Here is a 26,245-nt window from a genome sequence, read left to right as displayed (position 1 = left end):
GATGTTTCCCTCAGCCTGCTGTGACGCCCCGAAGGCACGGCTTCAGCATCTTCATTGGGTTTCGGACCGCGCACGTTGACGTCCATCAACGCCGCAACCATTGACGTCGCCGGCTTGCGCCCGGCTTGAGTGGAAATGTGGGAAGGCGGTGCGAAAACGGAAGAGGCCGCTTCACAAATTCGTGTGCCCTGGCCGCGGCCAAGGGAATCTCCTATGAGGCGGCATGAGCCAGACCCCTCCCGCGCGCATCGCCGGCCTGTACCGCTATCCCGTCAAGGGCCTTACCCCGGAACCATTGCGGAGGGCGCCTTTGCGGGTCGGCCAGACCCTGCCGGCCGACCGCCGCTACGCGCTCGAGAACGGTCCCAGCGGGTTCGATCCCGCAGCTCCGGTCTGGAAACCGAAGACGGCGTATCTGATGCTGATGCGCAACGAGCGCCTCGCCGGCTTCAAGACCATCTTCGACGACGCGACCAACATCCTCACCATCCGCAAGGACGGCGCGATCATCGCCCAAGGCGATCTCGAGAGCCCCGACGGCCGCGCGGCGATCGAGCGCTTCTTCGCAGGCGAGTTCGCCGCCGAGCTGCGCGGGCCGCCAAAGCTGCTGTCGGGCGGTGGTTACGCTTTTACGGATCTGGCGCGCAAGGTGGTCTCGATCATCAACCTCGCCTCCATCGCGGAGATCGAGACCTTGGTCGGCGCTCCCGTGCACCCGCTGCGCTTCCGCGCCAACGTCTATGTCACCGGCTGGCCGGCCTGGCACGAGACCTCGCTCATGGGCGAGACGCTGCGCATCGGCTCGGCGCGGCTGAAGGTCGTGAAGACCACCACCCGCTGCGCCGCCGTCAACGTCGACCCGGACACGGCCGCCCGCGACCTCGACATTCCGCCCGCGCTGATGACCCGGCGCGGCAACAATGAATGCGGCATCTATGCCGAGGTGATCGAAGCCGGCGATATCGCCGTTGGCGACGAACTCGCCGTGGAGCAGCCGCGGCTGGTGTAGTTCGAGCGCTGGCCGCATCGGCGGCGCGCCCCCTCTCCCGCTTGCGGGTGAGGGTGGGGGCCGCCCCACGCGAGATCTTCGTGTGGAGAGACTTCCCCCACCCGCATCGCATCGAAGATGCGATGCGACCTCCCCCGCAAGCAGGGGAGGCGCACACCGAGCGAGCCTCGACGGCTCGATTCATCAGTTCGAGATTGGTTAGTTCGGCATCACGTAGGCGTACACCCGCCCCCGCGACACCGCGCTCTCGCGGACACGGTTGCCGTTGTTGCCGGAGATGACGATCGGGTTGCCCTGGGCATCGACGCCCGAGACCACGCCGACGTGGCCGCCGCCGCGGCGGCTCATCACCGCGATCGCCCCGACCTGCGGGCCGGAGACGCGCTGGCCATAGCTCGCGAACGAGCGCGCCATGTCGGAGCCGGTGCCGCGATGGCCGGTGCGCTCCAGCACCATGTTCATGAAACGGGCGCACCACAGGCTGCGCCGGCCGGTCGGATTGCCGCTGCCGATGAAGCTGCGCGCCGCGGAAACGACGCTGCTGCCGCCGCCGAAGCCGCCGGACGACGCCATGCCGTCGGACGCCGTTCCCGGCATCATGACGCTGGCCTGCGCGTCGGCAACGCCGCTCACCTGCACCCGCGCCACGCCGCGCTCCCAGCGCGACAGCCGGGCGACGGAACGCCGGTGGTGATGATGCCCTGCGTAGTGATGGCCGCCGTGGCTGCGGTGGGCATGATGCCCCGAGCCGTGATGCGGACGGGCCGATGCCGGTGTTGCGGTGACGGCGACGACTGCCGAGCACATGGTCAGCGCAACGACGTGAAGCGACCGGCGAAGGGTAGACACAACCATACTCAATCCTTCTGTTACTTCCCCCAGTACCCTGACTTGGCACCCCCTGGTCCTCAGCGCGGCCCCTCTGCAAGCCGCCAGCGGGGTCCGTAAAAAGTCGCGGTGTGACGAAACCATGACCTTCGGCGGCGAAAGACTGGCGACGAGAGGGTGATTCCGGGTCTATCTTGAGGCGAAAACAAGGCTACCGGCCGGGCCATTGTCGCGTGTCGCGCGACTCGTCAACATGCGGCACGTGACACGGGAGGAGCTGACGATGCCCCACGCAACGGCCAAAGACGGCGTTCGCCTCTATTTCGAAGAGGTCGGCGCCGGCACCCCGCTCATCTTCCTGCACGAGTTCGCCGCCGACCACACCAACTGGGAGCCGCAGTTGCGCTATTTCGCGCGCCGCCACCGCTGCATCGCCTACTCCGCGCGCGGCTACACGCCCTCGGAGGTGCCGGCCGCGCCCGACGTCTACAGCTACGTGCACTTCTACACCGACGCCCTGGCGGTGCTGGACCATCTCGGCATCGACAGCGCCCATTTCATAGGCCTGTCGATGGGCTCGTACTCCGCGCTGCAGGTCGCGCTGAACGCGCCCGGCCGCATCCGCTCGATGGTGCTGGCCGGCGTCGGGTCGGGCTCCGACCTCACGCAGCTCGACGCCTTCCGTGCCCAGTGCCGCGCCACGGCCGAGCAGTTCGAGACCCTCGGCTCGGCCGAGACCGCCAAGGTCACCCGCGAGGCGCCCGGCCGCATTCCCTTCCTGATCAAGGACCCACGCGGCCACGCCGATTTCTACGCCGCACTCGCTCGCCACGACGCCAGGGGCTCGGCCAACACCATGCGCGGCTTTCAAGGCGCGAGGCCCTCGATCTACATCATGACGGATGCGATCCGCCGCGTCGCCACGCCCGCGCTGATCATTTGCGGCGACGAGGACGACGCCTGCATCGAGCCGAGCCTGTTCCTCAAGCAGCACCTGCCGGCGTCGGGACTGACGTTCTTCCCGAAGTCCGGCCATGTGCTGAATCTGGAGGAGCCGGCGTTGTTTAATGAGGCCGTGGAGCGCTTCATCACCCTGGTCGAGGCCGGCCGTTGGGGCCTGCGGGATCCAAGGTCGATGGTGTGATGACCTCCGGAAGCGCCTCTCCTTCGTGGCTGAATCACCGACGCCTCGCAGCCCTGCATTGTCGTCCCTGCGAACGCAGGGACCCATAACCACCGGCTTCAATGGGACGATGGCTGGTAGTTGTGCCTCACCGATAGATTCCGCGGTATGGGTCCCTGCGTTCGCAGGGACGACAGCGGAGATTGTGGCACGGACCAGCCCGGCCGTGACGGCATGGGTCAGTCGGAGGCGTCAACGCATCCGGAAACGGCGACACCGCCCCCTACTCCCCGATGATCTTGATCAGCACGCGCTTGCGCCGACCGCCGTCGAACTCGCCGTAGAAGATCTGTTCCCACGGACCGAAGTCCAGCCTGCCTTGCGTGATCGCGACCACGACCTCGCGGCCCATGATCTGGCGCTTCATGTGGGCGTCGGCATTGTCCTCGCCGGTCCGGTTGTGCCGATAGCCCGCCACCGGCTCGTGTGGCGCCAGCTTCTCCAGCCATTGCTCGTAGTCGAAATGCAGCCCGCTCTCGTCGTCATTGATGAAGACCGACGCGGTGATGTGCATGGCGTTGACGAGCACGAGCCCCTCGCGCACGCCACTCTCCTTCAGCGCCGCCTCGACATCATCCGTGATGTTGATGAAGGCGCGACGGCCCGGTGTCTGGAACCAAAGTTCCTTGCGGAACGATCTCATCGGAACAATCCAATCTTCCTGACCATGGAGCATGCGGCACGACGGTGTCCGACGTGGAGTGTGGCGTAGCTCACAGCGTGCGGTTCCGGCTGCGCCCAGACTGGACCCGATGGAGTGCATACTGCAAGCCACAACGGCACGGTCTCGCTTCGTCCTACAATCCAAGATTGAACCGAACGTTGCTCGGACAGACTTAACTGCATTGCCGATCTCATTTCGACGATGACAACGACAGCGTGGCGGCTCGCCGTTCGGCGACGACCGTGCAGACCTGATCGGGCTGCAGCCGCTCAATCTCATCGCACGAGAAGCTCGACTTCTGCAGGCAAGGCGCCGATCGCAGCGAGTCGCCATTCAGAGGAGAGAGACAATGAGTCTGCTGCGTATCAATCTCTTTGGCGGTCTTGAAATCAGACGCGTCTCCGGCGAGCAGGTCGTCATCCCAAGCCGCAAGGCGGCAACGCTCCTGGGCTATCTCGCCCTCACCTCTCCGCACGGCATTTCACGCAGCAAGCTTGCCGCCCTCCTGTGGGAAGGCCGCTTCGGCGACAACGCGCGCGCAAACCTGCGCCAGGCGCTGTTGACGCTGCGCCGGGTGCTGCCGCAATGCACCGAGGTGATCTCGGCGGAACGCGACGACATCCGCATCCATCCGAACGCCGTCACGACCGACGTGCAGGAATTCGAGGTGCTGCTGCAGCTCGGCGATCTGGAAACCATGGCCCGCGCCGCCGCGCTGTTCCGGGGCGAGTTGCTCGACGGCATCAGCTCGACGTCCTGCGCGTTCGAGGCATGGCTCTCCGCCGAGCGTCAACGACTGAAGACGCGGGCGATCCGGGCGATCGCGGGCCTGCTGGACGTCGGCGGCCGGGAACATGTGGAGATCGCCACGACGTTCTCATTGCGTGTGCTGGCCGCAGATCCGCTGCAGGAGGACGTCCACCGCACCTTGATGCGCTGCTACGCGCAGCAGGGCCGCCGTGCCGACGCCCTGCGTCAATATGACTTCTGCCGCACCATCCTGCGCAAGCAGGTCGGCGCCACGCCGGAGAGCGAAACCGAGAGCCTGCAGCGCGAAATCAGGCGCATGCTACGCGTCTGACGATCCGCGTGATCTTGCTCCATGCGTTCCACACATGATCGATTTTGACGGCACTTTCACGCCCCGCTTGACACTTGCATCACGGCCACGCGCGCAACATCGCCCTCGATCGACGTCGCGCAGCAACTACGCCTGATGAGGTCAAGCGGCGCGCCGCTCGAAGATCAAACAACGAGCGAGGAGGCTCAACATGAGTGGCATGCAGCAGTCGACTGAGGACTATGGTCAATTGAATCCCGAAGGGATCTTCGGCTCCGTTCTCGGCAGGTTCGCCGGACAGGCGATCGGACGCCTGATCGGCGGCAAGACCGGCCGCGACTTTGGCGGCGCCATCGGCGGAATCGCGGGCGGGTTCGCGCCGTTCTCGGTCGGCCCCGGCACCGAGCAGCCGTCGGAGATGGAGTTGCAGGGCTTCTGGAGCGTGCTCAAGAAGATCGGACAGGGCGTCCAGACCGGGCTCAACGTCGGGCACAACCTCGGCATCTTCAGCGCCGGCCCGCAGGCCGCAGCCGCCGCGCAGCCGACCGACATGGAGCTGCAGGGCTTCTGGAGCGTGCTCAAGAAGATCGGACAGGGCGTCCAGACCGGCCTCGACGTCGGCCACAACCTCGGCATCTTCAGCGCCGGCCCGCAGGCCGCAACCGCCGCGACGCAGCCGACCGACATGGAGCTGCAGGGCTTCTGGAGCGTGCTCAAGAAGATCGGACAGGGCGTCCAGACCGGCCTCGACGTCGGCCACAACCTCGGCATCTTCAGCGCCGGCCCGCAGGCCGCAACCGCCGCGACGCAGCCGACCGACATGGAGCTGCAGGGCTTCTGGAGCGTGCTCAAGAAGATCGGACAGGGCGTCCAGACCGGCCTCAACGTCGGCCACAACCTCGGCATCTTCAGCACCGGTCCGCAAGCGGCACCCGCAGCGGCGCAGCCGACCGACATGGAGCTGCAGGGCTTCTGGAGCGTGCTCAAGAAGATCGGTCAGGGCGTCCAGACCGGCCTCGACGTCGGCCACAACCTCGGCATCTTCAGCGCTGGCCAGCCGGGCCAGCAGACGGCGGCCGCGCAGCCCACCGACATGGAGCTGCAGAGCTTCTGGAGCGTGCTCAAGAAGATCGGTCAGGGCGTCCAGACCGGCCTCAACGTCGGCCACGACCTCGGCATCTTCAGCGCCGGCCAGCCGGGCCAGCAGGCGGCGGCCGCGCAGCCGACCGACATGGAGCTGCAGGGCTTCTGGAGCGTGCTCAAGAAGATCGGACAGGGCGCGCAGACCGGCCTCAACATCGGGCACACGCTCGGCATCTTCAGCACCGGCCAGCCCGCAGGCACGATGCACTAGGACGGCGGATCTGAAGCAGCGACCCGCGCCATTCGCAACGCGGGTCCAAGCAAGCAAGGCGGTGGGCGCACGAACAGTCCGCCCACCGCCGACCTGACATGGAGGGAGCGACGCATGGCGGATCCGAACTCAGAGCAGGAATTCATCGTGCAAGGCGAGCCGGTCAAGTCCGGCCAGCTTGCTGATCATTTGAGCCGCGAGCCCGGCGTGAAACGCGTCGGTCAGGTCGCGCCCGACGTCGTCATCCTGTCGATGACGAAGAGCCAGGCCGACCGCCTCCGATCGACTTTCAGCACGATCGTGGTGGAGCCGAATGCTCCGCTGAAACCCTTTGGCGCCGGCTGACTTCGGCCGCGCCCCCCGACGATGTCACGAGCGAGGATGAAGGAGCCCGCAAATGGCCGCACGAAGCAAACCTGAAATCTCGGATCCGAAGGATGCGGCCGGCACGGCCGTCAACGGCACCGGAGCACAACCCCGAGCGGCGCAGCCGTCAGCCGAGGCCGCTGCCGCACCGCAGGCCGCAGCACGGGTGACCGCCGCATCAGCCCCAGCCGCACAAGGGACCAGCCGCAGCGACGGCGGCACGGCGCCGCCGGCAGCGGACCAACCCGTCGCAACGATCTCGCAGCGACGGGCGCAGTACATCCTGGCCCCGCGCCAGCAGACGGGGCTTGCGACCTTCAGCGCCGACTTCATCGTCCAGCAACTGACAAACACTCCGGACATCGACGTGGTGAAGACCATCCAGCCGCCGCGCCTGCTCGGATTCCAGAGCGCCGACCCGGGGCAAGCCCCGCTCGGCCCGATGGTGCTGGCCCGCATGGCGCCCGACAAGGCCGAATTGCTGAAGGCCCAGGCCGGCGCACGGCTCGCGGTCGAGCGCGATGCGCCGCTCACCTACATGCTCGATCCGACCGTCCCGCAGGTGCCGGCGCCGCACCAGCTTCCCAATCCCGGCGTTCTCATTCCCTTGGCCGACGGGTTCTCGACGACGATCGAAGTGGTCGGCGAGAGCGGCCCGCTGCCGGAGGTGGAAGTGTACGTGTTCGGCAGCGTATGGCCGGTTCAGGGCGTCACCGACGCCAGCGGCCGCGTCACGCTCAAGATTCAGGGCGAGACGCCCGACACCATCCGCTCGATCCTGATCAAGCCGCGGGTCGATTACTGGACCTTCTGGCTCGATCGTCCGCAACTGACCCCCGACAGCGTGAACCGCATCGCCGCGAAGACGCTGGGCGCCTACCTGCGCGGCTTTCCCGGGCAGCAATTGCTGGGATGGGGCCAGCGCGCGATGGGCCTCGACCGCGTTCCCCTCGCCTACAATGGCGCAGGCGTGAAGATCGCGGTGATCGATTCCGGCGCAGCACCAACCCATCGCAATCTGCACGGCGTCACGATCGGCAAGAGCATCGTCGGCAATGATCCCGCGAGCTGGACCATCGATACGATTGGCCACGGCTCGCATTGCGCCGGGATCATCGCCGGCGGGCCTGTCGGCAGCGGCGGAGGCATTCGCGGCTTCGCTCCGGCGGCCGAAATCCATGTCTGCCGGATCTTCCCGGGGGGCCGGTTCAGCGATCTCGTCTCGGCGCTCGACTACTGCATGGAGAACGGCATCGACGTCGCCAACATGAGCCTGGGCGGCGGCGAGCCGTCGCAGATCATCGAGGAGCGGATCCTGCGGGCCAAACAGATGGGCCTCGCCTGTATCGTCGCCGCGGGAAATTCGTCGGGGCCGGTCCAGTTTCCCGGCTCGACGCCGCATTGCCTGTCGGTCGCCGCGATGGGCAAATGGGGCGAGTTTCCCGAGGACAGCTTCCACGCCCAGCAGGCGCTGGACGGCTTCCGCAGCAGCGACGGATATTTTCCGGCCAAGTTCAGTTGCTTCGGGCCGGAGATCGACGTCTGCGCGCCGGGCGTCGGCATCGTGTCCTCGCTGCCGGCCGATGGCTTCGGCGCCTGGGACGGCACCTCGATGGCGACGCCGCACGTCACCGGTCTCGCCGCGCTCGTGCTGGCGCATCATCCCGACTTCAAGGGCCAGTTCGCGACGCGCGACGCGCGGCGTGTCGAGCGGCTGTTCCAGATCCTGAAGGAGACATCGACGCCGCTGCAATTCGGCGATCCCAATCGTGCAGGAGCCGGGCTGCCGAATGCGATGCGCGCCCTCGGCCTGGAGGCGAGCGTGGCCTCCGCGCCCGCGGCCGATCCCTCGCTCGACGTGCTCCGTCGCCTGTTGGGACTGGCGCGCGGCGCGCCGAACGGCGCGATGTCTCCGACGCTGGCGCCGCAGGCGCCGAATGGCAAGCTCAACGGATCCGGTTCGGTTGCCCGGGGCCCGGCAACGACCACCGGCGAGTGGTCCAGCCCGGCGGTCGGTGATCCCAGTCCGGCGCAGATCCGCGACATCATGCACAAGGTCGGCTTGCTGTAGATTGCCGGCCCAGCCACAGCGACGAAGCGGCGTCGTTGCACGACGGGCAGTTTGCGCATGAGCGTCATGCGCGAATTGCCCGTCGTGTTAGTTCGTCGCACGTTTGGCACTTGCGCCGTCGGGCAAATCAGGCGCAGATTTCCGCGCGTCCCGCCTCGCAGCAAGAGGGGCGTATCGCGGTCGTCACGAACGCTGAGTGTGGGATGCGATGGGCGTGTCGGATTGCGCGTGGGGCTTGCCTCGCGCGGACGAACAATTCCGATGCGCACGGTCAAGTCGCGCGGTCCTGGCATCCCGACGCTGATGCCAAGTTTGTTGTGGTGTTCTGCATCACTCGGACGACGGTGGCCAGAAAGCCCGGCGCACCGGGGAGAACGCGAAGCAGCCGTTCAACCATCGCGCAGGGAAGGCCGGGTGTTCCGGCTCGTACCTGTGGTTCCTGCCGCCTGCATTTTTTCCGCAGGCGGGCCATGGGTGCGGCCAGCATCCGGCCTTCCCTGCGCCTCTTCGTTATCGGAGGCAGGACTAATGCAAAGCTCGGGTGTAGACGCACCGCGGGAACGCAGCACTTTGTATCAACCGCTCTCGGCTCTTTGAAAAGTAAAAACCGCCAACCCCAAGCTCGTCATGGCCGGGCTTGTCCCGGCCATGACGTGGAGAGAGCGAGCCATCAACTTAGACCGCGCCCCGCTGCAGCAGCGAGCGCGCTCTACCGCCCCTTCTCCGCCCGGCTCAGCAGGAACACGCCCTGCTCGCCGAACATGTTCCAGAACCACCAGGGCATCGCGACGCGCAAGGGACGGCCGTAACTATCAAGCGCGACGGCGCGCTCCATCTTGACGCCGATCTCATCGCAGAGCTGCACGAAGTCCTTGATGGTGCAGAAATGGATGTTCGGCGTGTCGTACCAGGTGAAGGGCAGATTGTCGGTTCGCGGCATGTGGCCGCCGACGAGCAGTTGCAGGCGCAGCCGCCAGAAGCCGAAATTCGGAAAGGTGACGATGGCGCGACGGCCGATGCGCAGCAGATTCTCCAGCACGACCTTGGGCTGCCGCGTCGCCTGCAAGGTCTGCGACAGGATCACATAGTCGAACGCATCGTCGGGATAGTCGACGAGATCGGTGTCGGCGTCGCCCTGCACCACCGCGAGCCCCTTGGCGACGCAATGATTGACGCCCTCGCGCGACAGCTCGATGCCGCGGCCGTCGATGCCGCGGCTCTCCAGCAGTTGCAGGAGATCGCCGTCGCCGCAGCCGATGTCGAGCACCTTGGAGTCGCGCTCGACCATGCCGGCGACCAGCAGATGATCCGGCCGATAGGCCAGCACCTCGCCGCCGGAAAAGCCGTTCAGCGGCAACACGCCCTGCATGCTCATGGCTCAGCCTCCGTTCGCGGCGTTGAGGCCGCGCGCCTTGCCGGCGGAATCGAGAAAGGCGCTGGCGATCTCGAAGAACTCGGGGACGTCGAGCAGGAACGCGTCGTGCCCCTTGTCGGTCTCGATCTCCGCGAACGACACCCGCGCGCTGGAGGCATTGAGCGCATGCACCAGCGCCCGCGATTCCGCGGTCGGAAACAGCCAGTCGCTGGTGAAGGACACCACGCAGAAGCGGGTCTGGATGCCGCGGAACGCCGCCGCCAGCACGCCGTCATGATCGGCGGCGATGTCGAAATAGTCCATCGCCCGCGTCAGATAGAGATAGGAGTTGGCGTCGAAGCGCTCGACGAAGGACGAGCCCTGATAGCGCAGATAGCTCTCGACCTGGAAATCGGCGTCGAACGAGAACGTCGGCAGTTCGCGGTCCTGCATGCGGCGGCCGAACTTGCGATGCAGGGCGGCATCCGACAGATAAGTGATATGCGCGGCCATCCGTGCCACCGCGAGGCCGCGATGCGGATGAGTGCCCTTGTCGCCGTAGCGGCCGTGGTCCCAGTCGGGATCGGCCATCACGGCCTGGCGGCCGAGCTCGTGGAAGGCGATGTTCTGCGCCGAGTGCCGGGTGGCGCAGGCGATCGCGAGATTCGCGAACACGCGGGTGGGATAGGCCACCGTCCATTGCAGCGCCTGCATGCCGCCCATCGAGCCGCCGACCACGGCGAACAACGTGTCGATGCCGAGATGATCGATCAGCATCGCCTGCGCGCGCACCATGTCGGGGATGGTGATGATCGGGAAATCGAGGCCCCAGACCTTGCCGGTGGCGGGATTCAGCGAGGCCGGGCCGGTCGAGCCCATGCAGCCGCCGATCACGTTCGAGCAGATGATGAAATAACGGCTCGGGTCGAGCGGGCGGCCGGGGCCGACCAGCGTCTCCCACCAGCCGGGCTTGCCAGTGACGGGATGGCGGTTGGCGACGTGCTGGTCGCCGGTCAGGGCGTGACAGACCAGGACCGCGTTCGATCTGTCGGCGTTGAGCTCGCCATAGGTCTGGTAGGCGATCTGGAACGGCGACAGGTCGACGCCGCAATCGAGCCTGAGCGGCTTGTCGGCGCCGAACTGCGCGACCAGCGAGCTCGGATGATCGACCTCGTGCGAGCGCTCTTCGGGCGCAATCGTGCGCAGCGCGGAGGTGGGTTTCGGCGTCAGGCCTGTCATGTCTCTCACCCCGGCCATCCGGCAAGGGCTCCCGAACCACGTGACATATCAGGCCATGAAAAACCCGGCCTGAACTGGGGTTCGGCCGGGATCGATAACGTCCCCGGCCTGTTTAGCGAGTTTTTTAACGTGGCTGCAAGCCGGCCGGCTCAAATGACCACGGAACAGGCAGAAACTAGTCCCGCGGGCGCCCCGCGTCAAGGCAAGCTGGGGTTGACCGCCGATCGGGCGCCCCACGGCTGCAAACCAGCCAAGCCTAGACGGCACAAGGTAAACTTGCTGTTGCGCGCGTCTCCCGCATCGGAGAGAACGACATCCGTTCCAGTCGGCCGCACGTTAACCGGTGGCCTGCGAAGAGTGACCAGCCCATGTCCAACCCACCGCCTGCCCCGCCTTCGCTTGCCGATTTGCGCAAGGAGATCGACGCGATCGACGAGCAGGTCCATCAGCTCCTGATGAACAGGGCCGACATCATCGACCGGCTGATCAAGGTCAAGAAGACCCAGGAGGTCGGCTCGGCATTCCGGCCGGCGCGAGAGGCCGACATGATGCGGCGCCTGGTGCAGCGCCATCGCGGCATCCTGCCGCTCGACACCGTCGAGGGCATCTGGCGCGTGATCGTCTCGACGTTCACTTACGTGCAGGCGCCGTTCTCGGTTCACGCCGACGTGTCGGTCGGCGAATCCGCGATGCGCGATTCCGCCAGGTTCCATTTCGGCTTCGTGGTGCCTTATGTCGCCCATTTCAGCGCCCAGGCCGCCGTCGAAGCCGTGGCGCGCTCGAAGGGCGATCTTGCGCTGGTGTCGACGACATCGGGGCATACGCCGTGGTGGATCACGCTCGAGCCCGTGGGCGCGCCGAAGATCATCGCCCGGATGCCGTTCATCGAGCGTGCCGACCATCCGGCGGCGCTGCCGGTGTTCGCGGTGTCGCGGGTCGCCGACGACGCGCTCGTGCTGGAGGTCGAGACCTGGAGCATCCGCGTCTCCGGCTGGAATGCGCAGGTGTCGCGCGCGCTGTCGCCGCTGGCCGACGTGGTCGCAGTGCCCGATACCGCCTTCGACGGCGCCGCGCTGCTGGTGTCGATCGAGGCGCCGTCGAACCTCGACAAGATCAAGGCTGCCCTGATCGCGGCGGGCGCCTCGGTCCGCTCGACGGCCCTCGTCGGCGGCCATGCGAAACGCTATACGGTTCCGAGCTGAGACGCCTCGCGCCAGTGATGATTTTCCGGAGTTGATGATGAACCGCCCCGTGCCGAACCCCGGCATCCTCGACATCGCGCCCTACACGCCGGGCAAGAGTCCCAAGCCGGAGCCTGGCCGCAAGGTTTTCAAGCTGTCGGCTAATGAGACCCCGTTTGGTCCCTCGCCGAGGGCGATCGAGGCGTTCAAGAGCGCGGCCACGCATCTGGAAGATTATCCGGAAGGGACTTCCCGGGTGCTGCGCGAGGCGATCGGCCGCACCTACGGCCTCGATCCCGACCGCATCGTCTGCGGCGCCGGCTCCGACGAGATCCTCAATCTGCTGGCACACACCTTTCTCGGCCAAGGCGACGAGGCGATCTCCACCGCGCACGGCTTCCTGGTCTATCCGATCGCGACCATGGCCTGCGGCGCCAGGAACGTGGTTGCCGCGGAGACGGAGTATCGCACCGATGTCGACGCCATCCTTGCCGCGGTGACGCCGCGCACCAAGCTGGTCTGGCTCGCCAACCCGAACAACCCGACCGGCACCTACATCCCGTTCGACGAGGTCAAGCGGCTGCGTGCCGGCCTGCCGTCGCATGTCCTGCTGGTGCTCGACGCCGCCTATGCCGACTACGTTTCGCGCAATGACTACGAGTTCGGGCTCGAGCTGGTGGCGACGACCGAGAACACGGTCGTCACTCATACCTTTTCCAAGATCCACGGCCTCGCGGCGCTCCGTGTCGGCTGGATGTTCGGCCCGGCGCACATCGTCGATGCGATCAACCGAATCCGTGGGCCGTTCAACGTCTCCTCGCCGGCGATGCTCGCCGCGGTCGCCGCGATCGAGGACACCGCGCATCAGCAGATGTCGAAGACGCACACGGAAACGTGGCGCAACTGGCTGACCGAGGAGATCGGCAAGCTCGGGCTGAAGGTGACGCCGAGCGTCACCAATTTCATCCTGATCCACTTCCCGACCGACAAGGGCAAGACCGCGGTCGAGGCCGACGCATTCCTGACCCGGCGCGGCCTCGTGCTGCGCGCGCTCGCCAACTACAAGCTGCCGAACGCGCTGCGCATGACGATCGGCACCGAGGAAGCCAATCGTCTGTTCGTGGAGGCTCTCAGCGAATTCATGAGGGCGAAATGAGCGTCGCGGGGCGGTTCGAACGCATCGCGCTGATCGGCTTCGGCCTGATCGGCGGCTCGATCGCGCGGGCGGCGCGGCTGCAGGGCGTGGCCGGCGAGATCGTCACCACCGCGCGCTCGGAAAAGACGCGCGCGCGCGTCGCCGAACTCGGCCTCGTCGACCGCGTCGTGGCGAGTAATGCGGAGGCGGTCAAGGATGCCGACCTCGTCATCCTCTGCATTCCCGTCGGCGCGTGCGGTCCGGTCGCGGCCGAGATCGCGCCGCACCTGAAGCCCGGAGCCATCGTCTCCGACGTCGGCTCCGTGAAGGGCGCCATCGTTCGCGACATGGCGCCGCATCTGCCAGCGCATGTTCATTTCGTGCCGGCGCATCCGGTCGCCGGCACCGAGAATTCGGGACCGGATTCTGGTTTCGCCGAGCTGTTCATCAACCGCTGGTGCATCCTGACGCCACCCGACGGTGTGGATGCCGACGCGATCGATCGTCTCCGCGCGTTCTGGGCGGCGCTCGGCGCCAAGGTCGAGATCATGACGCCGGATCACCACGACCGCGTGCTCGCGATCACCAGCCATCTGCCGCATCTGATCGCCTACACCATCGTCGGCACCGCCGACGAGCTGGCGCAGGTCACGGAGTCCGAGGTGATCAAGTTCTCGGCCGGCGGCTTTCGCGATTTCACCCGCATCGCCGCCTCCGACCCGACGATGTGGCGCGACATCTTCCTGAGCAACAAGGATGCGGTGCTCGACATGCTCGGCACCTTCACCGAGGACCTCTCCAAGCTGACGCGGGCGATCCGCCGCGGCGACGGCGATGCGCTGTTCGATCACTTCACCCGCACCCGTGCGATCCGCCGCGGCATCGTCGATATCGGCCAGGATTCGGCGGCGCCGGACTTCGGCCGGCCGCTGCCGCAGTTGAAGAAGAGCTGAGGTCAGAACAGCGGCGGGACGCGGGCGACCTTGAACGGACCGAGCACGACGACGCCATCGGAGAAGCGCAACGGGAAGGTCCGCGCCTTGCGCCCTTCGAGGGTGGCCTCCTTGCCGAGCGCATTGATACCGAGCGCGACGCCGACATTGGCGTTCTGCTTGACGACCTTGCCGAGGCCGGGAATGGCGCGGTCGAGCGCACCGAGCAGGTTGTTGACGTCCTGCGACTTCACACCCGGCGCTACGCGATCGAGCGTCCCCTGCGGCACGCCGTTTTCGAGCATCTTGTCGAGACCGAGCGCCGGAATGACCTTTTCGATCCCGGCCACCGTCATTTGCACTTCGCCATCAATGCCGCCATTGGCGGTCAGGCTGAGCGTGCCCGACGCAACGGCCAGCAGCTCGCCCTGCTGGATGCGCGACTGGACGATCTCGACATGACCGCCCGCCGCCTGGATCTCGCGAAACCGCTCCGGCCAGGGTTTGGGCCGGAAGTCCTTGAGACCCGTGACGCGGGCCTGGATGTCGGTATTGAACGGTTCGGCAAGCAGAGGATGGCTGCCTTGGATGCTGCCGCTTTCGATCTGCAGCGCAGTCTCCAGCACCGGATGGTCGGACGGCGTGCCGTCGGCGAAGCGGCCGTGCAACTCGACGTGATCGGCGCGCGCGGCGGGCACGGCTGTCCCGCCCTCGATGCGGTCGATGGTCGGTTGTTCGAACACGAGGTCGGCGCGCTGCGGCAACCCCGGCAGACCGCGGACGCTGGCCTCACCGACGCGCCAGTTCACGGAGAACGAGGCGGGTCCGCGACCGTCGGCGATCATAGCGGGTCCCTTGAACTCCGCGATGAGCCGCTTCGGGTCCCACACCTGGGCGACGACGAGGATCTCGTCGAGCCTGGCATTCATCAAAGGCGTGCCCGCGGCCTGCGAGAACAGGGCCACGCTCGGATCCGTGCAGCGAACCTCGAGCCGGAACGGGAAGCCGGCGACCGAGCGCTTCGCGCAGTCATAGACGCGTCCCGATTTTGCTTCGCGCGCACGCCAAGCGTCGGCCTGGACATCCACTTGCGAAGCGGCGAAGAACCAGAATGCGCTCCACGCAACAGCGGCGATCAGGAGCAGAACGGGAGCTATGAAGAGCCCCCAACGAGAGCGCCTGCGGCGCGCTTGCGGCAAACGAGACATGCAGGACACCCTTTGGGCAGCAATTTTGGCAATTCGGCGATCACGGATTGTGTATCTAAATTAACAATTCGCGAGCATCACACTTAGGCTTCCGCATTGATGTCCGCAATGACCCTCTCCGAACGCGACCTTCCCCACGGCGATCTCTGGGTCTTCGGCTACGGCTCGCTGATGTGGCGGCCCGGATTCGCTTTTCTCGAGCAGGTGCCGGCGCGGCTGATCGGCGAGCATCGCGCGCTCTGTGTGTATTCGTTCGTCCACCGCGGAACGCCGGAGAAGCCGGGCCTCGTGCTCGGTCTCGATCGCGGCGGCGCGTGTCGCGGCATTGCGTTCCGGGTGGCAGCAGACAAGCGCGACGAGACCATCGCCTATTTGCGGGCGCGTGAGCAGGTAACCTCGGTATATCGCGAAGTGACGCGCTCGGTTTGGCTTGAAAACGACGCGCGCGAGCGGGTGAGCGCGCTGGTCTACGTGGTCGATCGCGGCCACGTGCAATATGCAGGCCGGCTGTCGCCACAGGAGCAGTTGCGCCATGTGCGCCAGGGTCACGGCCAGTCCGGCGCCAATCGCGACTACGTGATCTCGACCGTGAAGGCGATCGAGGCGCAGGGCTTTCGCGACGCGCAGTTGCATCGGCTGGCGACGATGCTGCACGATGACGGCCACTCGCTGCATCCTGCGCCAAGCAAGACATAGCCCTCAAGCCTTCACCGGCGCCGGCACCCGGCCAAACAACTGCGCCTGTTCCGCCTGCCCCGCGGCGACGAGCCGGCCGGTCGCCTCTTCGATGACGCTCTGAATCCGCGCCATGAACTCATCGCGCGGCAGGCCAGGCGGCAGCGGATCGAGAAACTCCACGACGAGCGTGCCCGGATAGCGCAGAAATGTGCGGCGTGGCCAAAACAGACCCGAATTCAGGGCCACCGGCAGGCAGGGTACGCCGCAATCCGTGTAGATCAGGCCGACGCCGCCCTTGTAGTCCGGCGGTGCGCCCGCCGGACGCCGGGTGCCTTCCGGGAAGATCACAAACTGACGGCCGTGCTTCACCTCCTCTGCCGCCCGCCGCATCACCTGCTTCAACGCGCGGGCGCCGGAGCTGCGGTCGATCGCGATCATGTCCGCCTTGACGAGATACTGTCCGAACAAGGGAATCCGCAGCAGCTCGCGCTTGAGAACGAAGAACGGCGCATCGAAGAAATGCAGCAGCGAGATCGTCTCCCACATCGACTGATGCTTGGCGGCGACGATCAGCGGCCCCTTCGGGATCTTCTCGACGCCGCGATATTCGACGCGGATGTTGCAGACGACGCGCATCAACAAGATGTTGCTCTGCGCCCACCAGTTGGCGACGCGCAGCAGCGCCTTGCGGGGCATAGCCAGGGTCGGCAACGCGATCAACGCCCAGAGCACGAAGTTCGGGTAGAACAGGATGTTGAACAGCAGCGAACGCAGGAAGATCGAGACCATCAGAAACCCAGTTCAATTGGCTTGCGCCGTCGTCGGTCGGCGCGACACCGAGCCGGTTGGCGGATCGAACTCGGGCGCGAGATCGAGGCCGAGATCGGCCAGCCGCAGCCGCATCTCGGCGGCGACATATTTGGCATATTCGGACAGCAGAAGTCGCACCGTCGGCGCGCTGGTCCACCACGGCTCGTCGCGCCATTTCTCGCCGACGACCGCATAGGGAATGAGATCCATGCTCGGCATCGCATGCGACAGTTCGACGATGGCCCGCGGCATGTGATAGTTCGACGTCACGACGATCAGCGACTTGAAGCCGCGCTCGCTCGCCCATCGCCGCGTCTGCGCGGCGTTGCTGCGGGTATTGATCGCCGAATAATCCAGATCGACGCAGCAGTTGATGAATGATCGCGCCTCGGGCAGCGACCGGGTGATGTCGCTGGCCTCGTTGGTCGGGTGCACACCGGAGATCAGCAGCCGCCGGCCATAGCCTCCCGCCAGGAGTTCCACCGCGTCCGATACGCGTGACGAGCCGCCGGTCAGGACCACGATTCCGTCCGCCTTGCGCTCGGGCTGGATCTCGGCGCCCCGCAATTGCGAGAGGAAGCCGACGAAGCCGACCGCCGCGACGAAGAAGCCGACCCCGAGCGTCGCCACGGCGCCCGCGAGCGTCCGCCACACCGCCACGGTGAGCGGCAGCTTTCGCCTGCTATGGTCAGTCTCCGGCTCCATGCAACGCCTGGCTTGTCCTTGCCTGCCTGCGCGCGGCGCCATGCCGTCGCGCGATCCCGTCGTTCAAGTCCGGGAACGCAGGCAGGTTTCGCCGGCCTCCCGATCACGTTCGCTCGCCGCCGATCCTGGCGCGCGACCTCCGCCGTGTTCGTGACCCAGCTCACCCCGTCCTGCCTCACCCCGGCGCAGACGATTTTAGGCGGTTTTCGGGCCAAGTGAAATCCGCAACGAGACGGCTGGGGATAGAAGCCGCCATCAGTCGATGCTCGCCAGGGTCGTGAACAGGGTCCGGCGTGCGGCCCAGCCGGTCACCGCGGCGATCACCACGGCCTGCAGCGCGATCGCGACATAGCCGAGCGGGCGCAGCGAGAATGTCCCCAGCAACGCCGCGAACTGATCGCCGACGGGAGTGCCGGAGAACCAGTTGGCGATCGACTCCGAGAACCCGAATCCGAGCATCGCAAGGCCGCCACCGATCACGCCCCCCTCCAGTCCGAGCTGCAGAAAATGCCGCAGGAAGTGATTGGCGATGTAGCGGTCGCCGGCGCCGACGAAATGCAGCACCTCGACGATCGGCCGGTTCGCGGCCATCGCGCCGCGGGTCGCGAACGACACCGAGATGATGGTGGCCGCGATCACCAGCACCAGAATGCCGAAGCCTGCGAAAAGCGTCGCGCCTGTCATCGAGCGCATGCGCTCGATCCAGGCGCGGTGGTCGTCCACGCTGGCGGTCGGCGCAACCTGGGTCACGCGGCTGCGCAGCGCGTTGAGATCGAAGCTGGTGCCGGGCTGGACGCGCGCGATGATGACGCGCGGCACCGGAAGCTCGTCGAACGACAGGCCGCTGCCGAGCCACGGCTCCAGCAGCTTGCTGGATTCCTCCTTGGTGAACGGCCGGACCTCGACGATTCCGGACTGCGCCCGCATCGCCTCCGTCACCAGGGCAATGTCGCGCTCGATGTCCCGGCCGGTCTTGGGGCGAACCTGGACGGTGATCTCGCTCGAAACCTCCGACTGCCACTCGGCCGCGGACTCGCTGACCAGCAGCACGCCGCCGGTCGTGATCGAGGCCAGGAAGGTCATGATCGCCACCACGGCGACCAGCGCGCGGCCGGCGATCGAGGCGCGCGGCACGATCGGCGACACGATGCGGGCCTGCGCCGGCAGTTGCGGGCGGTCGTCGCCGAGATCGACCAGGAGGCCGCGATCGTCTACGCTACTCATAGATGTGCAATCGTCCCTGATGCAGCACCAGCCGGCGGGCCTCGTATTGGTCCATCAGCGTGATGTCATGGGTTGCGATGATGACCGCCGTCCCCGAGCGGTTCAATTCGATGAACAGCCGCAGCAGGCGGCGCCCGAGCGTCGGATCGACGTTGCCGGTCGGCTCGTCCGCGAGCAGCAGTTGCGGCCGCGAGATCACGGCGCGCGCGATCGCCGCGCGCTGCTTCTCACCACCCGACAGGATCGGCGGCAGCGCGTCCATGCGCTCGCCAAGGCCGACCCATTTCAGGAGGTCGATGACCTCCTTGCGGTAGCTCGATTCATCCCGCCCCATGACGCGAAACGGCAGCGCCACGTTCTCATAGGTCGTCATGTGGTCGAGCAGCCGGAAGTCCTGCAGCACGATGCCGATGCGCTTGCGCAGATCGGCGATCTCCTCCTTGCTGAGCAGCGAGATGTCGTAGCCGAACAGATTGACCAGGCCGCGGGTCGGCCGCAGCGATAGAAACAACAGCTTGAGCAGCGAGGTCTTGCCCGCGCCCGACGGGCCGGTGAGGAACTGGAAGGAATGGGCCGGAATCTGGAAACTGAGGTCGCGGAGGATCTCCGGCCCCAATCCATAGCGCAGCCCAACATTTTCGAACCGAACCAAAGCGTCAGCTCCGTTCGACCGCGTGCGCGGCAGACCCGCACGCTCCAAGCTCAGCGGTACGATGGCCCGATTGAGCGCCCGTTATGGTTTCCGGTTCGTTAACGGTCGCCGTGTACCATTCGCGCGATTGAGTTCCGAAGTTCGTCGACATGGCGGTCCTTGTAGCACGAACTGTCGGAAACAAAGCGGCAATGGCCGTTGGAGAACAGGCGCGATGTTCATCGTTTGCCCTCATTGTACGACATCTTATGCCATCGACGTGGCAACCCTGGGTATGGCTGGACGCAGCGTACGCTGTTCCCGTTGCAAGGAGGTCTGGCTGGCGCGACCGGAGGATGCGGTCGAGGCGCCCGCCCCCATGCCTGCCATGGCGGAGGCCGGCGCGGCGGCCGCGCCCCGTGACGCGGCCGACGAGTGGGAAGCCCTCGCGCGCCAGGAAGACGACGACGAACGGACGCCCGATGTGGAAAGTCCGCCACTGGCTGCCGGCTGGCCCGAGGATGCCCTCGCCGAGCCCGACGACGACACGGCCGATGCCGAGCAGCCGTTGCAGAGCGGGGCTTCGCGCCTCGCCGGTCTCCGCAAGCTCATCAGGCGCCCGACGTTGCCGGATTTCCCAGGCAACAAGGTGTTGAACCTGCCGGTGCTGACGGCCGCCATGGCGGCGCTCACAATTGCGCTGGTGGTGTGGCGCGCCGACGTCGTCAGGCTGCTGCCGCAGACGGCCTCGTTCTACAAGCTGGTCGGGCTCGAGGTGAACCTGCGCGGCCTGACCTTCAAGGACCTGAAGGTGGCGACCGAAACCGTCGACGGCAAGCCGGTGCTGGTGATCGAGGGGACGATCGTCAGCCTGACGAAGAAATCGGTCGACCTGCCGCGGCTGCGCTTCAGCGTCCGTGACGCGCAGGGCACCGAGATCTACGCCTGGAACACGCTGCTCGAGCAGACCGCGCTCAAGCCCGGCGAGCGCACGACGTTCAAGTCGCGGCTCGCCTCGCCCCCTCCCGAAGGCCGCAATATCGATATACGGTTCTTCAACCGGCGCGATCTCGCCGCCGGCAGTGCATGATGGTTCCGGTCTCGTGGGTCGCCCGCGGGGCCCACGAGACGGAGACGAAACGACATGTCGCGCGTGCTGATCGCCGACGACGAAGATTCGATGCGGACCTTGGTCGCGCGCGCCATTGCCATGGATGGACATGAGATCGTGACGGCGCAGGACGGTGCCGAGGCGCTCGACATCCTGACGCGCGAGGCCGGCGCCTTCGACCTGCTGCTGACCGACATCCAAATGCCCATCATGGACGGCATCGCGCTGGCGCTGTCGGCAGCACGCGATTTTCCCGACCTGACCATCCTGCTGATGACCGGCTTTGCCCATCAGCGCGAGCGGGCGTCGAATCTCAGCGCGATCGCTCACGACGTCATCACCAAGCCGTTCTCGATCGCCGACATCCGCACCGCGGTCGCCGACGCGCTGGCGTCAAAGGCTGCGAAGGCGTAGGGCGCCAACGATGATCCTCGACGTTGCTGCAGTCCGCGCTGTCATCCCTGCAAACGCAGGGATCCATAGCCACCGCCGCCGTTGAGGGACAAGACTGGTCCCACATCTCGCGCCATCACATCTCCCTGGGGGTATGGGTCCCGGGTCGGCGCCACGCCGTCGCTTCGCGCCATCGCGGCTTGCCCGGGACGACAGCGATGGGTGCGATGGAGCGCGGACGTGCCTGATGGGCTCGCGCCTGCGTAAAGGTCGCTGAAGGAACTGATCCTCTCTCCTCCGTCATTGCGAGCGCAGCGAAGCAATCCAGAATCCCTCTGCGGAGACCATCTGGATTGCTTCGCTGCGCTCGCAATGAGGCTGGGGCGGCCGTCGGACGCCCCGCTCAGCTTCACGCGCTGAGCGCGCGCATCTCGGCATAGAGATCGGATTTGCCCTCGAAACCGATGCCGGGGAGGTCGGGCATCGTGATGTGGCCGTCGGTCACCTTCACGCCGTCGGGGAAGCCACCATAGGGCTGGAACAGGTCGGGATAGCTCTCATTGCCGCCGAGGCCGAGGCCGGCGGCAATGTTGAGGGACATCTGGTGACCGCCATGCGGGATGCAGCGCGACGGCGACCAGCCATAGGTCCTGAGCACGTCGAGCGTGCGCAGATACTCGCACAGGCCGTAGGACAGCGCGCAGTCGAACTGCAACCAGTCGCGATCGGGGCGCATGCCGCCGTAGCGGATGAGGTTGCGCGCGTCCTGGTGGCTGAACAGGTTCTCGCCGGTCGCCATCGGGCCGGGATAGAAATCGGCCAGCGTCGCCTGCAGGTGATAGTCGAGCGGATCGCCCGCCTCCTCGTACCAGAACAGCGGATAGTCGCGCAGCATCTTGGCGTAGGCGATCGCAGTCTCCAGGTCGAAGCGGCCATTGGCGTCGACCGCGAGCTGATTGTTGGGGCCGATCTCCGCGAGCACGGCCTCGATGCGCTGGCGGTCCTCGTCGATCGGCGCGCCGCCGATCTTCATCTTCACGACAGTGTAGCCACGCTCGAGATAGCCGCGCATCTCGCGGCGGAGCGCCGAGAGATCCTTTCCCGGATAGTAGTAGCCGCCGGCAGCGTAGACGAAGACGCGCGGTTCGGCCTTGCGGCCGTGCCGCTCCGCGAGCAGGCGGAACAGCGGCTTGTCCGCGATCTTGGCGACCGCATCCCAGATCGCCATGTCCAACGTTCCGACCGCGACCGAACGCTCGCCGTGGCCGCCCGGCTTCTCGTTGATCATCATCGCCGCCCAGGCCTTGTCGGGATCGAGGTTGTCCTTGGTGGCATCGAGCAACGATGTGGGATCAGCTTCCAGAAGTCGCGTGCGAAAACGCTCGCGGATCAGGCCGCCCTGCCCGTAGCGGCCGTTGGAGTTGAAGCCGTAGCCGACCACGGGCCGGCCATTGCGCTCGACATTGGTGATGACCGCGACCAGGCTCGACGTCATCTTGGTGAAGTCGATATAGGCATTGCGGATCGGCGACGAGATCGGCTTCGTCACCTCGCGGACGTCGACGATACGAACGGTCATGGTCATTCTCCTGGTCGGGGTCGCACGCGCCGTTTCAGAGCGAGGCGCCTGCGCAGATGGTGATGGTCTGGCCGGTGATGGCGCCCGCTTCCGGCAACAGCAGGAAGGCGGTGAGCGCAGCCACCTCGACCGGATCGACGTAGCGCCCCATCGGCGGCAGCACCGGGGCGATGCCGGCGCGGCTGGGATCGCGCAGAAACGGCGTGTCGGTCGCAGCCGGTGCGACGACGTTGACGGTGATCAGTCGCGGCGCCAGCTCGATCGCCCAGGAGCGCGCGAGGCCGGTGAGTGCCGCCTTGGTCGCGGCGTATTGGCTGCGGCCGGCCGCGCCATTGGCGGTGCGGCTGCCGATCAGCACGATGCGCCCGCCTTCGCGCAGGCGCGGCGCCAGCGCATTGGCCAGCGCCTCCGCGGCGCCGACATGGACGCGCCACATCCCTTCGCTGCTCTCGGCCTGCAACTCGCCGAGACGGCCGACACGCATGTAGCCGGCGGCGTGGACCAGCGCGGTCACGGCGCCGACGTCAGCAAGGCGCGCGATCAGCGTCTGCGGTTCGGCGAGATCGGCCTCGAAGCCACCGAAGTGTTCGTGCGACAGCACCGAGGCCGCGCGGTCGATGCCGGTCACGCGCCAGCCGTCCGCCAGCAGACGCTCGGCGATGGCGCGGCCGATGCCCGAGCTGGTTCCGGTCACCACCGCATGGCGAAGGCCCGAGCTGCTGTCGTGGTCCTGTGCCGTCATCCCTTGTACGCAGCCGCCTCGGCCCTGACCTTCACCGCATCGAAATTGTTGATCTTGTCGATCAGCTCATTGGTGTAGAGCGCAGCATAGTCCTTGATGTCCAGCCCGTTCATCGCGGCCTCGGTGCGGAACTCTTGCTCGTTGATCCCGCCCATCTTCGTATCGGCATAAGGCGGCGCGTAGAGCTTGATGCGGCGGCTGATCGACTGCAGCACGGCCTTGACCGCCGCGTCCTCGCTGGCACCGCGCGGCGCCGTCTCCGGGTACATCTTGAGAAAGGCCCTGGCGCCGGCGGTCGGATTGGCGAGCAGGAATTGCGACGCCTTGCACACCGAGCGGCCAAAGCCGACCAGGAGATCCCTGTCCTTCTCGAACGTCTGCGGCATCGCCATCAGGAACTGGCCGCCGACCATCGGGATCGTGGTCGGACGCGGCAGATAGGCCAGCTCGATGCCGGCCGCCTCGATCTGGCCGAAGCCAGTATCGAAATAAGCGAGCGCATCGATCACGCCGCGCTGCAGGGCGACGCCCGCCGGCGTGCCGTTGCCGACCGCGACCCAGCTCACATCCTTCTCGGGATCCAGGCCCAGCGCCTTCAGCACGTTCTTGGTGACGGGATATTCGGTGGCACCGAAGTCGGACACGCCGATCTTCTTGCCTTTGAGGTCCGTGTAGCTCTTGAGCCCCGAGCCGGGCGGGACGGCGATGTCCCATTTGTACGGATAGGTATATTGATAGAACAGTTTCGCGCCACTCCATTCGCCCTTGGCGAGCAGCGGCAGCGCTGTCGACGGCACGCCGACGCCGACGAAGACGGAGCCCCGGTCAGTCGCGACCTGGACGTTGGCATTGGTGCCGAGCGCCTGGACGTCGAGCGAGAACCCTTCCTGCGCGTTGTAGCCGAGCGCCTCGCCGATCACGCAATTGATGATAGTGGCGTTGAGCGCCTTGAGCCCGACGCCGAAGCGAAGCTTCTTCGCGTCCGCCGCCATCAGGCCGGCCGGCGCGCCGCTCATCAGCAGCGCCGCGCCGGCACTGCTCTTCAGGAATGACCTGCGCGAAACCATCCTTCGTTCCTCCCTGTGGTCCTATTTTTTCCGGTTGGCGCCCCAGTGCACGACCTTGGCCTCGCACCAGCGCACGATCCCATGCAGCACGATGCCGAGCACGCCGAGAATGATCAGCGCGGCGAACACGCCGGCGACGTCCGACACCGCCTGCGCCTGCGTGATGACGACCCCCATGCCACGCTGGGCGCCGAGGAATTCGGCCACGATCGCGCCGAGCAGTGCATAGACCACCGCCATGTCGAGGCCCGCGAAAATGAAGGGCGCGGCGTTGGGCAGCTTGACGATGCGGTAGGTCTCGAAGCGCGAGGCCGACAGCGAGCGCATCAGGTCGATACGCTCGGGCTCGACGGCGCGCAGCCCCGTGAAGCTGTTGATCAGCACCGGGAAGAACGACAGCAGCGCCGAGATCGCGACCTTCGAGCCGTCACCGAAGCCGAACCAGATCACGATCAGCGGCGCGATCGCCACCTTGGGCAGGCTCTGCAGCGCGAACGCATAGGGCATCACCAGGCGCTCGATGGCTTCGACCTCGGCCATCAAGGAGCCGATGACGAGGCCGAGCCCGACGCCGATGGCGCAGCCGGCGGCGGCGTTGCTCAGCGTGCTCCACAGCGGCAAATAATAGCCGAGCGGGCTGGCCGGGCTGACGGCGAGGCCGGACCACAGCGCGCGGACGACCGCTTCGGGCTTCGGCAGAATGTAGGACGGGATGTTCAGCAGGTTCACCGCGGTGATCCAGCTCAGGATCAGAACGGCAAGGCCGATCCAGGCGATCGGCGATCCCAGGTTGATGCGGCGGCGCGGTTTGGCTTGTTGATGCGACATGGCGGGCGTGGCGAGATTGGCGAGATCAGTCATGGCCGAGCTCCTGCGCATTGAGCAGTCCGCGAACCTCCTTGGCGAGCCGCGCGTAGTCCGGATGCAGCACGATGTCATCGAAGCTGCGCGGTCGCGGGATCGGCACCTGGAGATCGGCCAGGACGCGACCGGGGCGCGCTGACATCACGATGACGCGGTCGGCGAGGAAGATGGCTTCTGAAATCGAGTGCGTGATCAGCAGGATCGTCTTGCGGTTCTCCTGCCAGATTCGCTGCAGCTCGAGGTTCAGCCGCTCGCGCGTCAGTGCGTCGAGCGCGCCGAACGGCTCGTCCATCAGCAGGATCTCGGGATCGCGCGCCAGCGCGCGGCAGATCCCGGTGCGCTGCTGCATGCCGCCGGACAGCTCATAGGGATATTTGTCGCCGAAATCGCCGAGACCGGTAACGGCGAGCAGCTGCTCGATGCGATCGCCGGCCGGCGCATGTTTGCCGCCGACGCGCAAGGGCAGCCCGACATTGTCGCGCACCGTCATCCACGGCAGCAAGTTGGCCGCCTGGAACACGACGCCGACCTTGCGCGAGGGACCGGCGACGGCCTCGCCATCGAGCAGCAGCCGGCCGTCGCTGTAACTATCAAGCCCCGCGAGCAGACGCAGCAAGGTGCTCTTGCCGCAGCCGGAGGGACCGACGACACAGACGAACTCGCCCGGCTTGATATCCAGCGAGATCCGGCTCAGCGCATGGACCGCCGCGCCGGAGGCCGAGACGTAGGTCTTCGACAGTTGATCGATCGCAATGAGCACAGCCTCGGGCGCAGCCGCAGCGCGCCGGGGTGCATCGTCGACATCCATCGTCAGCATCAGCGTCCACCCGGTGTCTTTTTGTTGTGATCACGGGGCG

General features: G+C 66.5%; 26 protein-coding genes and 1 riboswitch. Of the genes, 12 read left to right on the top strand and 14 right to left on the bottom strand.

The window, feature by feature from the left end; all coding sequences use genetic code 11:
- Positions 1–223 precede the first annotated feature (223 nt).
- On the top strand, positions 224–1,009 hold the full coding sequence (locus tag QW861_RS30250) for an MOSC domain-containing protein (RefSeq protein WP_316166771.1): 786 nt from the start codon (positions 224–226) through the stop codon (positions 1,007–1,009).
- Between the two features lie 198 nt (positions 1,010–1,207).
- On the opposite strand, the gene QW861_RS30245 is transcribed toward QW861_RS30250, so the two are convergent.
- Positions 1,208–1,864: a TIGR02594 family protein gene (locus QW861_RS30245; protein WP_315718092.1), complete on the bottom strand. Its 657-nt coding sequence runs from the start codon at positions 1,862–1,864 to the stop codon at positions 1,208–1,210.
- Between the two features lie 256 nt (positions 1,865–2,120).
- On the opposite strand from QW861_RS30245, the gene QW861_RS30240 reads away from it, so the two are divergent.
- A complete protein-coding gene (locus QW861_RS30240; RefSeq protein WP_316193864.1) occupies positions 2,121–2,981 on the top strand; it encodes an alpha/beta hydrolase in 861 nt (286 codons plus the stop codon).
- Positions 2,982–3,243: 262 nt separating this feature from the next.
- On the opposite strand, the gene QW861_RS30235 is transcribed toward QW861_RS30240, so the two are convergent.
- Entirely contained in the window at positions 3,244–3,663 is a 420-nt protein-coding gene (locus QW861_RS30235; RefSeq protein ID WP_315755973.1) for a secondary thiamine-phosphate synthase enzyme YjbQ, read from the bottom strand.
- Between the two features lie 370 nt (positions 3,664–4,033).
- Between QW861_RS30235 and QW861_RS30230 the strand changes: the two genes are divergently transcribed.
- From QW861_RS30230 to QW861_RS30215, 4 genes are all read left to right on the top strand, one after another.
- Positions 4,034–4,765, top strand: coding sequence for a BTAD domain-containing putative transcriptional regulator (locus QW861_RS30230; protein WP_315718096.1), 732 nt, complete (start codon positions 4,034–4,036; stop codon positions 4,763–4,765).
- 190 nt (positions 4,766–4,955) lie between these two features.
- A complete protein-coding gene (locus QW861_RS30225) occupies positions 4,956–6,098 on the top strand; it encodes a hypothetical protein (protein ID WP_315826646.1) in 1,143 nt (380 codons plus the stop codon).
- A 114-nt stretch (positions 6,099–6,212) separates the two neighbouring features.
- The gene (locus QW861_RS30220) at positions 6,213–6,443 is read left to right on the top strand and encodes a hypothetical protein (protein ID WP_315718098.1); all 231 of its coding nucleotides are present in this window, start codon (positions 6,213–6,215) and stop codon (positions 6,441–6,443) included.
- Between the two features lie 52 nt (positions 6,444–6,495).
- On the top strand, positions 6,496–8,535 hold the full coding sequence (locus QW861_RS30215; protein WP_316193863.1) for a S8 family serine peptidase: 2,040 nt from the start codon (positions 6,496–6,498) through the stop codon (positions 8,533–8,535).
- Positions 8,536–9,244: 709 nt separating this feature from the next.
- On the opposite strand, the gene metW is transcribed toward QW861_RS30215, so the two are convergent.
- Positions 9,245–9,910 (bottom strand): methionine biosynthesis protein MetW, encoded by a 666-nt coding sequence (gene metW, locus QW861_RS30210; RefSeq protein WP_315718100.1) that lies wholly within the window; start codon positions 9,908–9,910, stop codon positions 9,245–9,247.
- Positions 9,911–9,913: 3 nt separating this feature from the next.
- Entirely contained in the window at positions 9,914–11,128 is a 1,215-nt protein-coding gene (locus QW861_RS30205; RefSeq protein ID WP_315718101.1) for a homoserine O-acetyltransferase, read from the bottom strand.
- 91 nt (positions 11,129–11,219) lie between these two features.
- A riboswitch (SAM riboswitch) is annotated at positions 11,220–11,299 on the bottom strand.
- 197 nt (positions 11,300–11,496) lie between these two features.
- On the opposite strand from QW861_RS30205, the gene QW861_RS30200 reads away from it, so the two are divergent.
- The 3 genes from QW861_RS30200 to QW861_RS30190 are packed head-to-tail and all read left to right on the top strand — an operon-like array spanning position 11,497 to position 14,397.
- Positions 11,497–12,330: a chorismate mutase gene (locus QW861_RS30200; RefSeq protein ID WP_315718102.1), complete on the top strand. Its 834-nt coding sequence runs from the start codon at positions 11,497–11,499 to the stop codon at positions 12,328–12,330.
- A gap of 37 nt (positions 12,331–12,367) precedes the next feature.
- Positions 12,368–13,465, top strand: coding sequence for a histidinol-phosphate transaminase (gene hisC / locus QW861_RS30195; RefSeq protein ID WP_316176006.1), 1,098 nt, complete (start codon positions 12,368–12,370; stop codon positions 13,463–13,465).
- Positions 13,462–14,397, top strand: a complete 936-nt coding sequence (locus tag QW861_RS30190) for a prephenate/arogenate dehydrogenase family protein (RefSeq protein ID WP_315753824.1) — start codon at positions 13,462–13,464, stop codon at positions 14,395–14,397. The genes hisC and QW861_RS30190 overlap by 4 nt, the downstream gene beginning before the upstream one ends.
- Before the next feature lie 2 nt (positions 14,398–14,399).
- Here QW861_RS30190 and QW861_RS30185 read toward each other — a convergent pair whose 3' ends face one another.
- Entirely contained in the window at positions 14,400–15,584 is a 1,185-nt protein-coding gene (locus QW861_RS30185) for a DUF2125 domain-containing protein (RefSeq protein ID WP_315826643.1), read from the bottom strand.
- 99 nt (positions 15,585–15,683) lie between these two features.
- Here QW861_RS30185 and QW861_RS30180 point away from each other — a divergent pair, with 99 nt between their 5' ends.
- Positions 15,684–16,280: a gamma-glutamylcyclotransferase gene (locus QW861_RS30180; protein WP_409977989.1), complete on the top strand. Its 597-nt coding sequence runs from the start codon at positions 15,684–15,686 to the stop codon at positions 16,278–16,280.
- Between the two features lie 3 nt (positions 16,281–16,283).
- Here the strand turns inward: QW861_RS30180 and QW861_RS30175 are convergent, their stop codons facing one another.
- The 4 genes from QW861_RS30175 to ftsE form a co-directional block, all read right to left on the bottom strand.
- The gene (locus QW861_RS30175; protein ID WP_315718107.1) at positions 16,284–17,051 is read right to left on the bottom strand and encodes a lysophospholipid acyltransferase family protein; all 768 of its coding nucleotides are present in this window, start codon (positions 17,049–17,051) and stop codon (positions 16,284–16,286) included.
- 12 nt (positions 17,052–17,063) lie between these two features.
- On the bottom strand, positions 17,064–17,777 hold the full coding sequence (locus tag QW861_RS30170) for a YdcF family protein (RefSeq protein ID WP_315718108.1): 714 nt from the start codon (positions 17,775–17,777) through the stop codon (positions 17,064–17,066).
- A gap of 255 nt (positions 17,778–18,032) precedes the next feature.
- Positions 18,033–19,001, bottom strand: coding sequence for an ABC transporter permease (locus tag QW861_RS30165; protein WP_316186161.1), 969 nt, complete (start codon positions 18,999–19,001; stop codon positions 18,033–18,035).
- Complete coding sequence (ftsE, locus tag QW861_RS30160; protein ID WP_006615648.1) at positions 18,994–19,653, bottom strand: cell division ATP-binding protein FtsE; 660 nt, start codon at positions 19,651–19,653, stop codon at positions 18,994–18,996. The genes QW861_RS30165 and ftsE overlap by 8 nt, the downstream gene beginning before the upstream one ends.
- A gap of 214 nt (positions 19,654–19,867) precedes the next feature.
- Here ftsE and QW861_RS30155 point away from each other — a divergent pair, with 214 nt between their 5' ends.
- Both QW861_RS30155 and QW861_RS30150 read left to right on the top strand, forming a co-directional pair.
- On the top strand, positions 19,868–20,722 hold the full coding sequence (locus QW861_RS30155; RefSeq protein ID WP_316187402.1) for an MJ0042-type zinc finger domain-containing protein: 855 nt from the start codon (positions 19,868–19,870) through the stop codon (positions 20,720–20,722).
- A gap of 54 nt (positions 20,723–20,776) precedes the next feature.
- A complete protein-coding gene (locus tag QW861_RS30150; RefSeq protein WP_315718112.1) occupies positions 20,777–21,157 on the top strand; it encodes a response regulator in 381 nt (126 codons plus the stop codon).
- 388 nt (positions 21,158–21,545) lie between these two features.
- Here QW861_RS30150 and QW861_RS30145 read toward each other — a convergent pair whose 3' ends face one another.
- From QW861_RS30145 to QW861_RS30125, 5 genes are read right to left on the bottom strand one after another with little or no spacing between them, the layout of a single operon-like run.
- Positions 21,546–22,715, bottom strand: coding sequence for a mandelate racemase/muconate lactonizing enzyme family protein (locus QW861_RS30145; RefSeq protein WP_316193862.1), 1,170 nt, complete (start codon positions 22,713–22,715; stop codon positions 21,546–21,548).
- A gap of 34 nt (positions 22,716–22,749) precedes the next feature.
- Positions 22,750–23,457, bottom strand: a complete 708-nt coding sequence (locus QW861_RS30140) for an SDR family oxidoreductase (RefSeq protein WP_315718115.1) — start codon at positions 23,455–23,457, stop codon at positions 22,750–22,752.
- Positions 23,454–24,524, bottom strand: coding sequence for an ABC transporter substrate-binding protein (locus QW861_RS30135; protein ID WP_316193861.1), 1,071 nt, complete (start codon positions 24,522–24,524; stop codon positions 23,454–23,456). Before QW861_RS30135 ends, QW861_RS30140 begins: the two co-directional genes overlap by 4 nt.
- 21 nt (positions 24,525–24,545) lie before the next feature.
- On the bottom strand, positions 24,546–25,385 hold the full coding sequence (locus tag QW861_RS30130) for an ABC transporter permease (protein WP_315753835.1): 840 nt from the start codon (positions 25,383–25,385) through the stop codon (positions 24,546–24,548).
- Positions 25,378–26,205, bottom strand: a complete 828-nt coding sequence (locus tag QW861_RS30125; RefSeq protein WP_315753837.1) for an ABC transporter ATP-binding protein — start codon at positions 26,203–26,205, stop codon at positions 25,378–25,380. Before QW861_RS30125 ends, QW861_RS30130 begins: the two co-directional genes overlap by 8 nt.
- Positions 26,206–26,245: the final 40 nt, after the last annotated feature.

The organism is Bradyrhizobium sp. SZCCHNRI1029 (assembly GCF_032487555.1).
Taxonomy (GTDB): Bacteria; Pseudomonadota; Alphaproteobacteria; order Rhizobiales; family Xanthobacteraceae; genus Bradyrhizobium.
Note: the sequence above shows the minus strand (reverse complement) of the source record. Positions and strands in the feature narration are given on the sequence as shown.

Bases quoted from the DNA above. Each gene is read 5' to 3' on its own strand.
- metW (WP_315718100.1), bottom strand. From the start codon at position 9,910: ATGAGCATGCAGGGCGTGTTGCCGCTGAACGGCTTTTCCGGCGGCGAG.
- QW861_RS30200 (WP_315718102.1), top strand. From the start codon at position 11,497: ATGTCCAACCCACCGCCTGCCCCGCCTTCGCTTGCCGATTTGCGCAAG.
- QW861_RS30205 (WP_315718101.1), bottom strand. From the start codon at position 11,128: ATGACAGGCCTGACGCCGAAACCCACCTCCGCGCTGCGCACGATTGCG.
- QW861_RS30190 (WP_315753824.1), top strand. From the start codon at position 13,462: ATGAGCGTCGCGGGGCGGTTCGAACGCATCGCGCTGATCGGCTTCGGC.
- QW861_RS30250 (WP_316166771.1), top strand. From the start codon at position 224: ATGAGCCAGACCCCTCCCGCGCGCATCGCCGGCCTGTACCGCTATCCC.
- QW861_RS30230 (WP_315718096.1), top strand. From the start codon at position 4,034: ATGAGTCTGCTGCGTATCAATCTCTTTGGCGGTCTTGAAATCAGACGC.
- QW861_RS30145 (WP_316193862.1), bottom strand. From the start codon at position 22,715: ATGACCGTTCGTATCGTCGACGTCCGCGAGGTGACGAAGCCGATCTCG.
- QW861_RS30215 (WP_316193863.1), top strand. From the start codon at position 6,496: ATGGCCGCACGAAGCAAACCTGAAATCTCGGATCCGAAGGATGCGGCC.
- hisC (WP_316176006.1), top strand. From the start codon at position 12,368: ATGAACCGCCCCGTGCCGAACCCCGGCATCCTCGACATCGCGCCCTAC.
- QW861_RS30130 (WP_315753835.1), bottom strand. From the start codon at position 25,385: ATGACTGATCTCGCCAATCTCGCCACGCCCGCCATGTCGCATCAACAA.
- QW861_RS30125 (WP_315753837.1), bottom strand. From the start codon at position 26,205: ATGCTGACGATGGATGTCGACGATGCACCCCGGCGCGCTGCGGCTGCG.
- QW861_RS30165 (WP_316186161.1), bottom strand. From the start codon at position 19,001: ATGAGTAGCGTAGACGATCGCGGCCTCCTGGTCGATCTCGGCGACGAC.
- QW861_RS30135 (WP_316193861.1), bottom strand. From the start codon at position 24,524: ATGGTTTCGCGCAGGTCATTCCTGAAGAGCAGTGCCGGCGCGGCGCTG.
- QW861_RS30180 (WP_409977989.1), top strand. From the start codon at position 15,684: ATGTCCGCAATGACCCTCTCCGAACGCGACCTTCCCCACGGCGATCTC.
- QW861_RS30150 (WP_315718112.1), top strand. From the start codon at position 20,777: ATGTCGCGCGTGCTGATCGCCGACGACGAAGATTCGATGCGGACCTTG.
- QW861_RS30170 (WP_315718108.1), bottom strand. From the start codon at position 17,777: ATGGAGCCGGAGACTGACCATAGCAGGCGAAAGCTGCCGCTCACCGTG.
- QW861_RS30225 (WP_315826646.1), top strand. From the start codon at position 4,956: ATGAGTGGCATGCAGCAGTCGACTGAGGACTATGGTCAATTGAATCCC.
- QW861_RS30220 (WP_315718098.1), top strand. From the start codon at position 6,213: ATGGCGGATCCGAACTCAGAGCAGGAATTCATCGTGCAAGGCGAGCCG.
- QW861_RS30235 (WP_315755973.1), bottom strand. From the start codon at position 3,663: ATGAGATCGTTCCGCAAGGAACTTTGGTTCCAGACACCGGGCCGTCGC.
- QW861_RS30240 (WP_316193864.1), top strand. From the start codon at position 2,121: ATGCCCCACGCAACGGCCAAAGACGGCGTTCGCCTCTATTTCGAAGAG.
- QW861_RS30175 (WP_315718107.1), bottom strand. From the start codon at position 17,051: ATGGTCTCGATCTTCCTGCGTTCGCTGCTGTTCAACATCCTGTTCTAC.
- QW861_RS30245 (WP_315718092.1), bottom strand. From the start codon at position 1,864: ATGGTTGTGTCTACCCTTCGCCGGTCGCTTCACGTCGTTGCGCTGACC.
- QW861_RS30185 (WP_315826643.1), bottom strand. From the start codon at position 15,584: ATGTCTCGTTTGCCGCAAGCGCGCCGCAGGCGCTCTCGTTGGGGGCTC.
- QW861_RS30155 (WP_316187402.1), top strand. From the start codon at position 19,868: ATGTTCATCGTTTGCCCTCATTGTACGACATCTTATGCCATCGACGTG.
- QW861_RS30140 (WP_315718115.1), bottom strand. From the start codon at position 23,457: ATGACGGCACAGGACCACGACAGCAGCTCGGGCCTTCGCCATGCGGTG.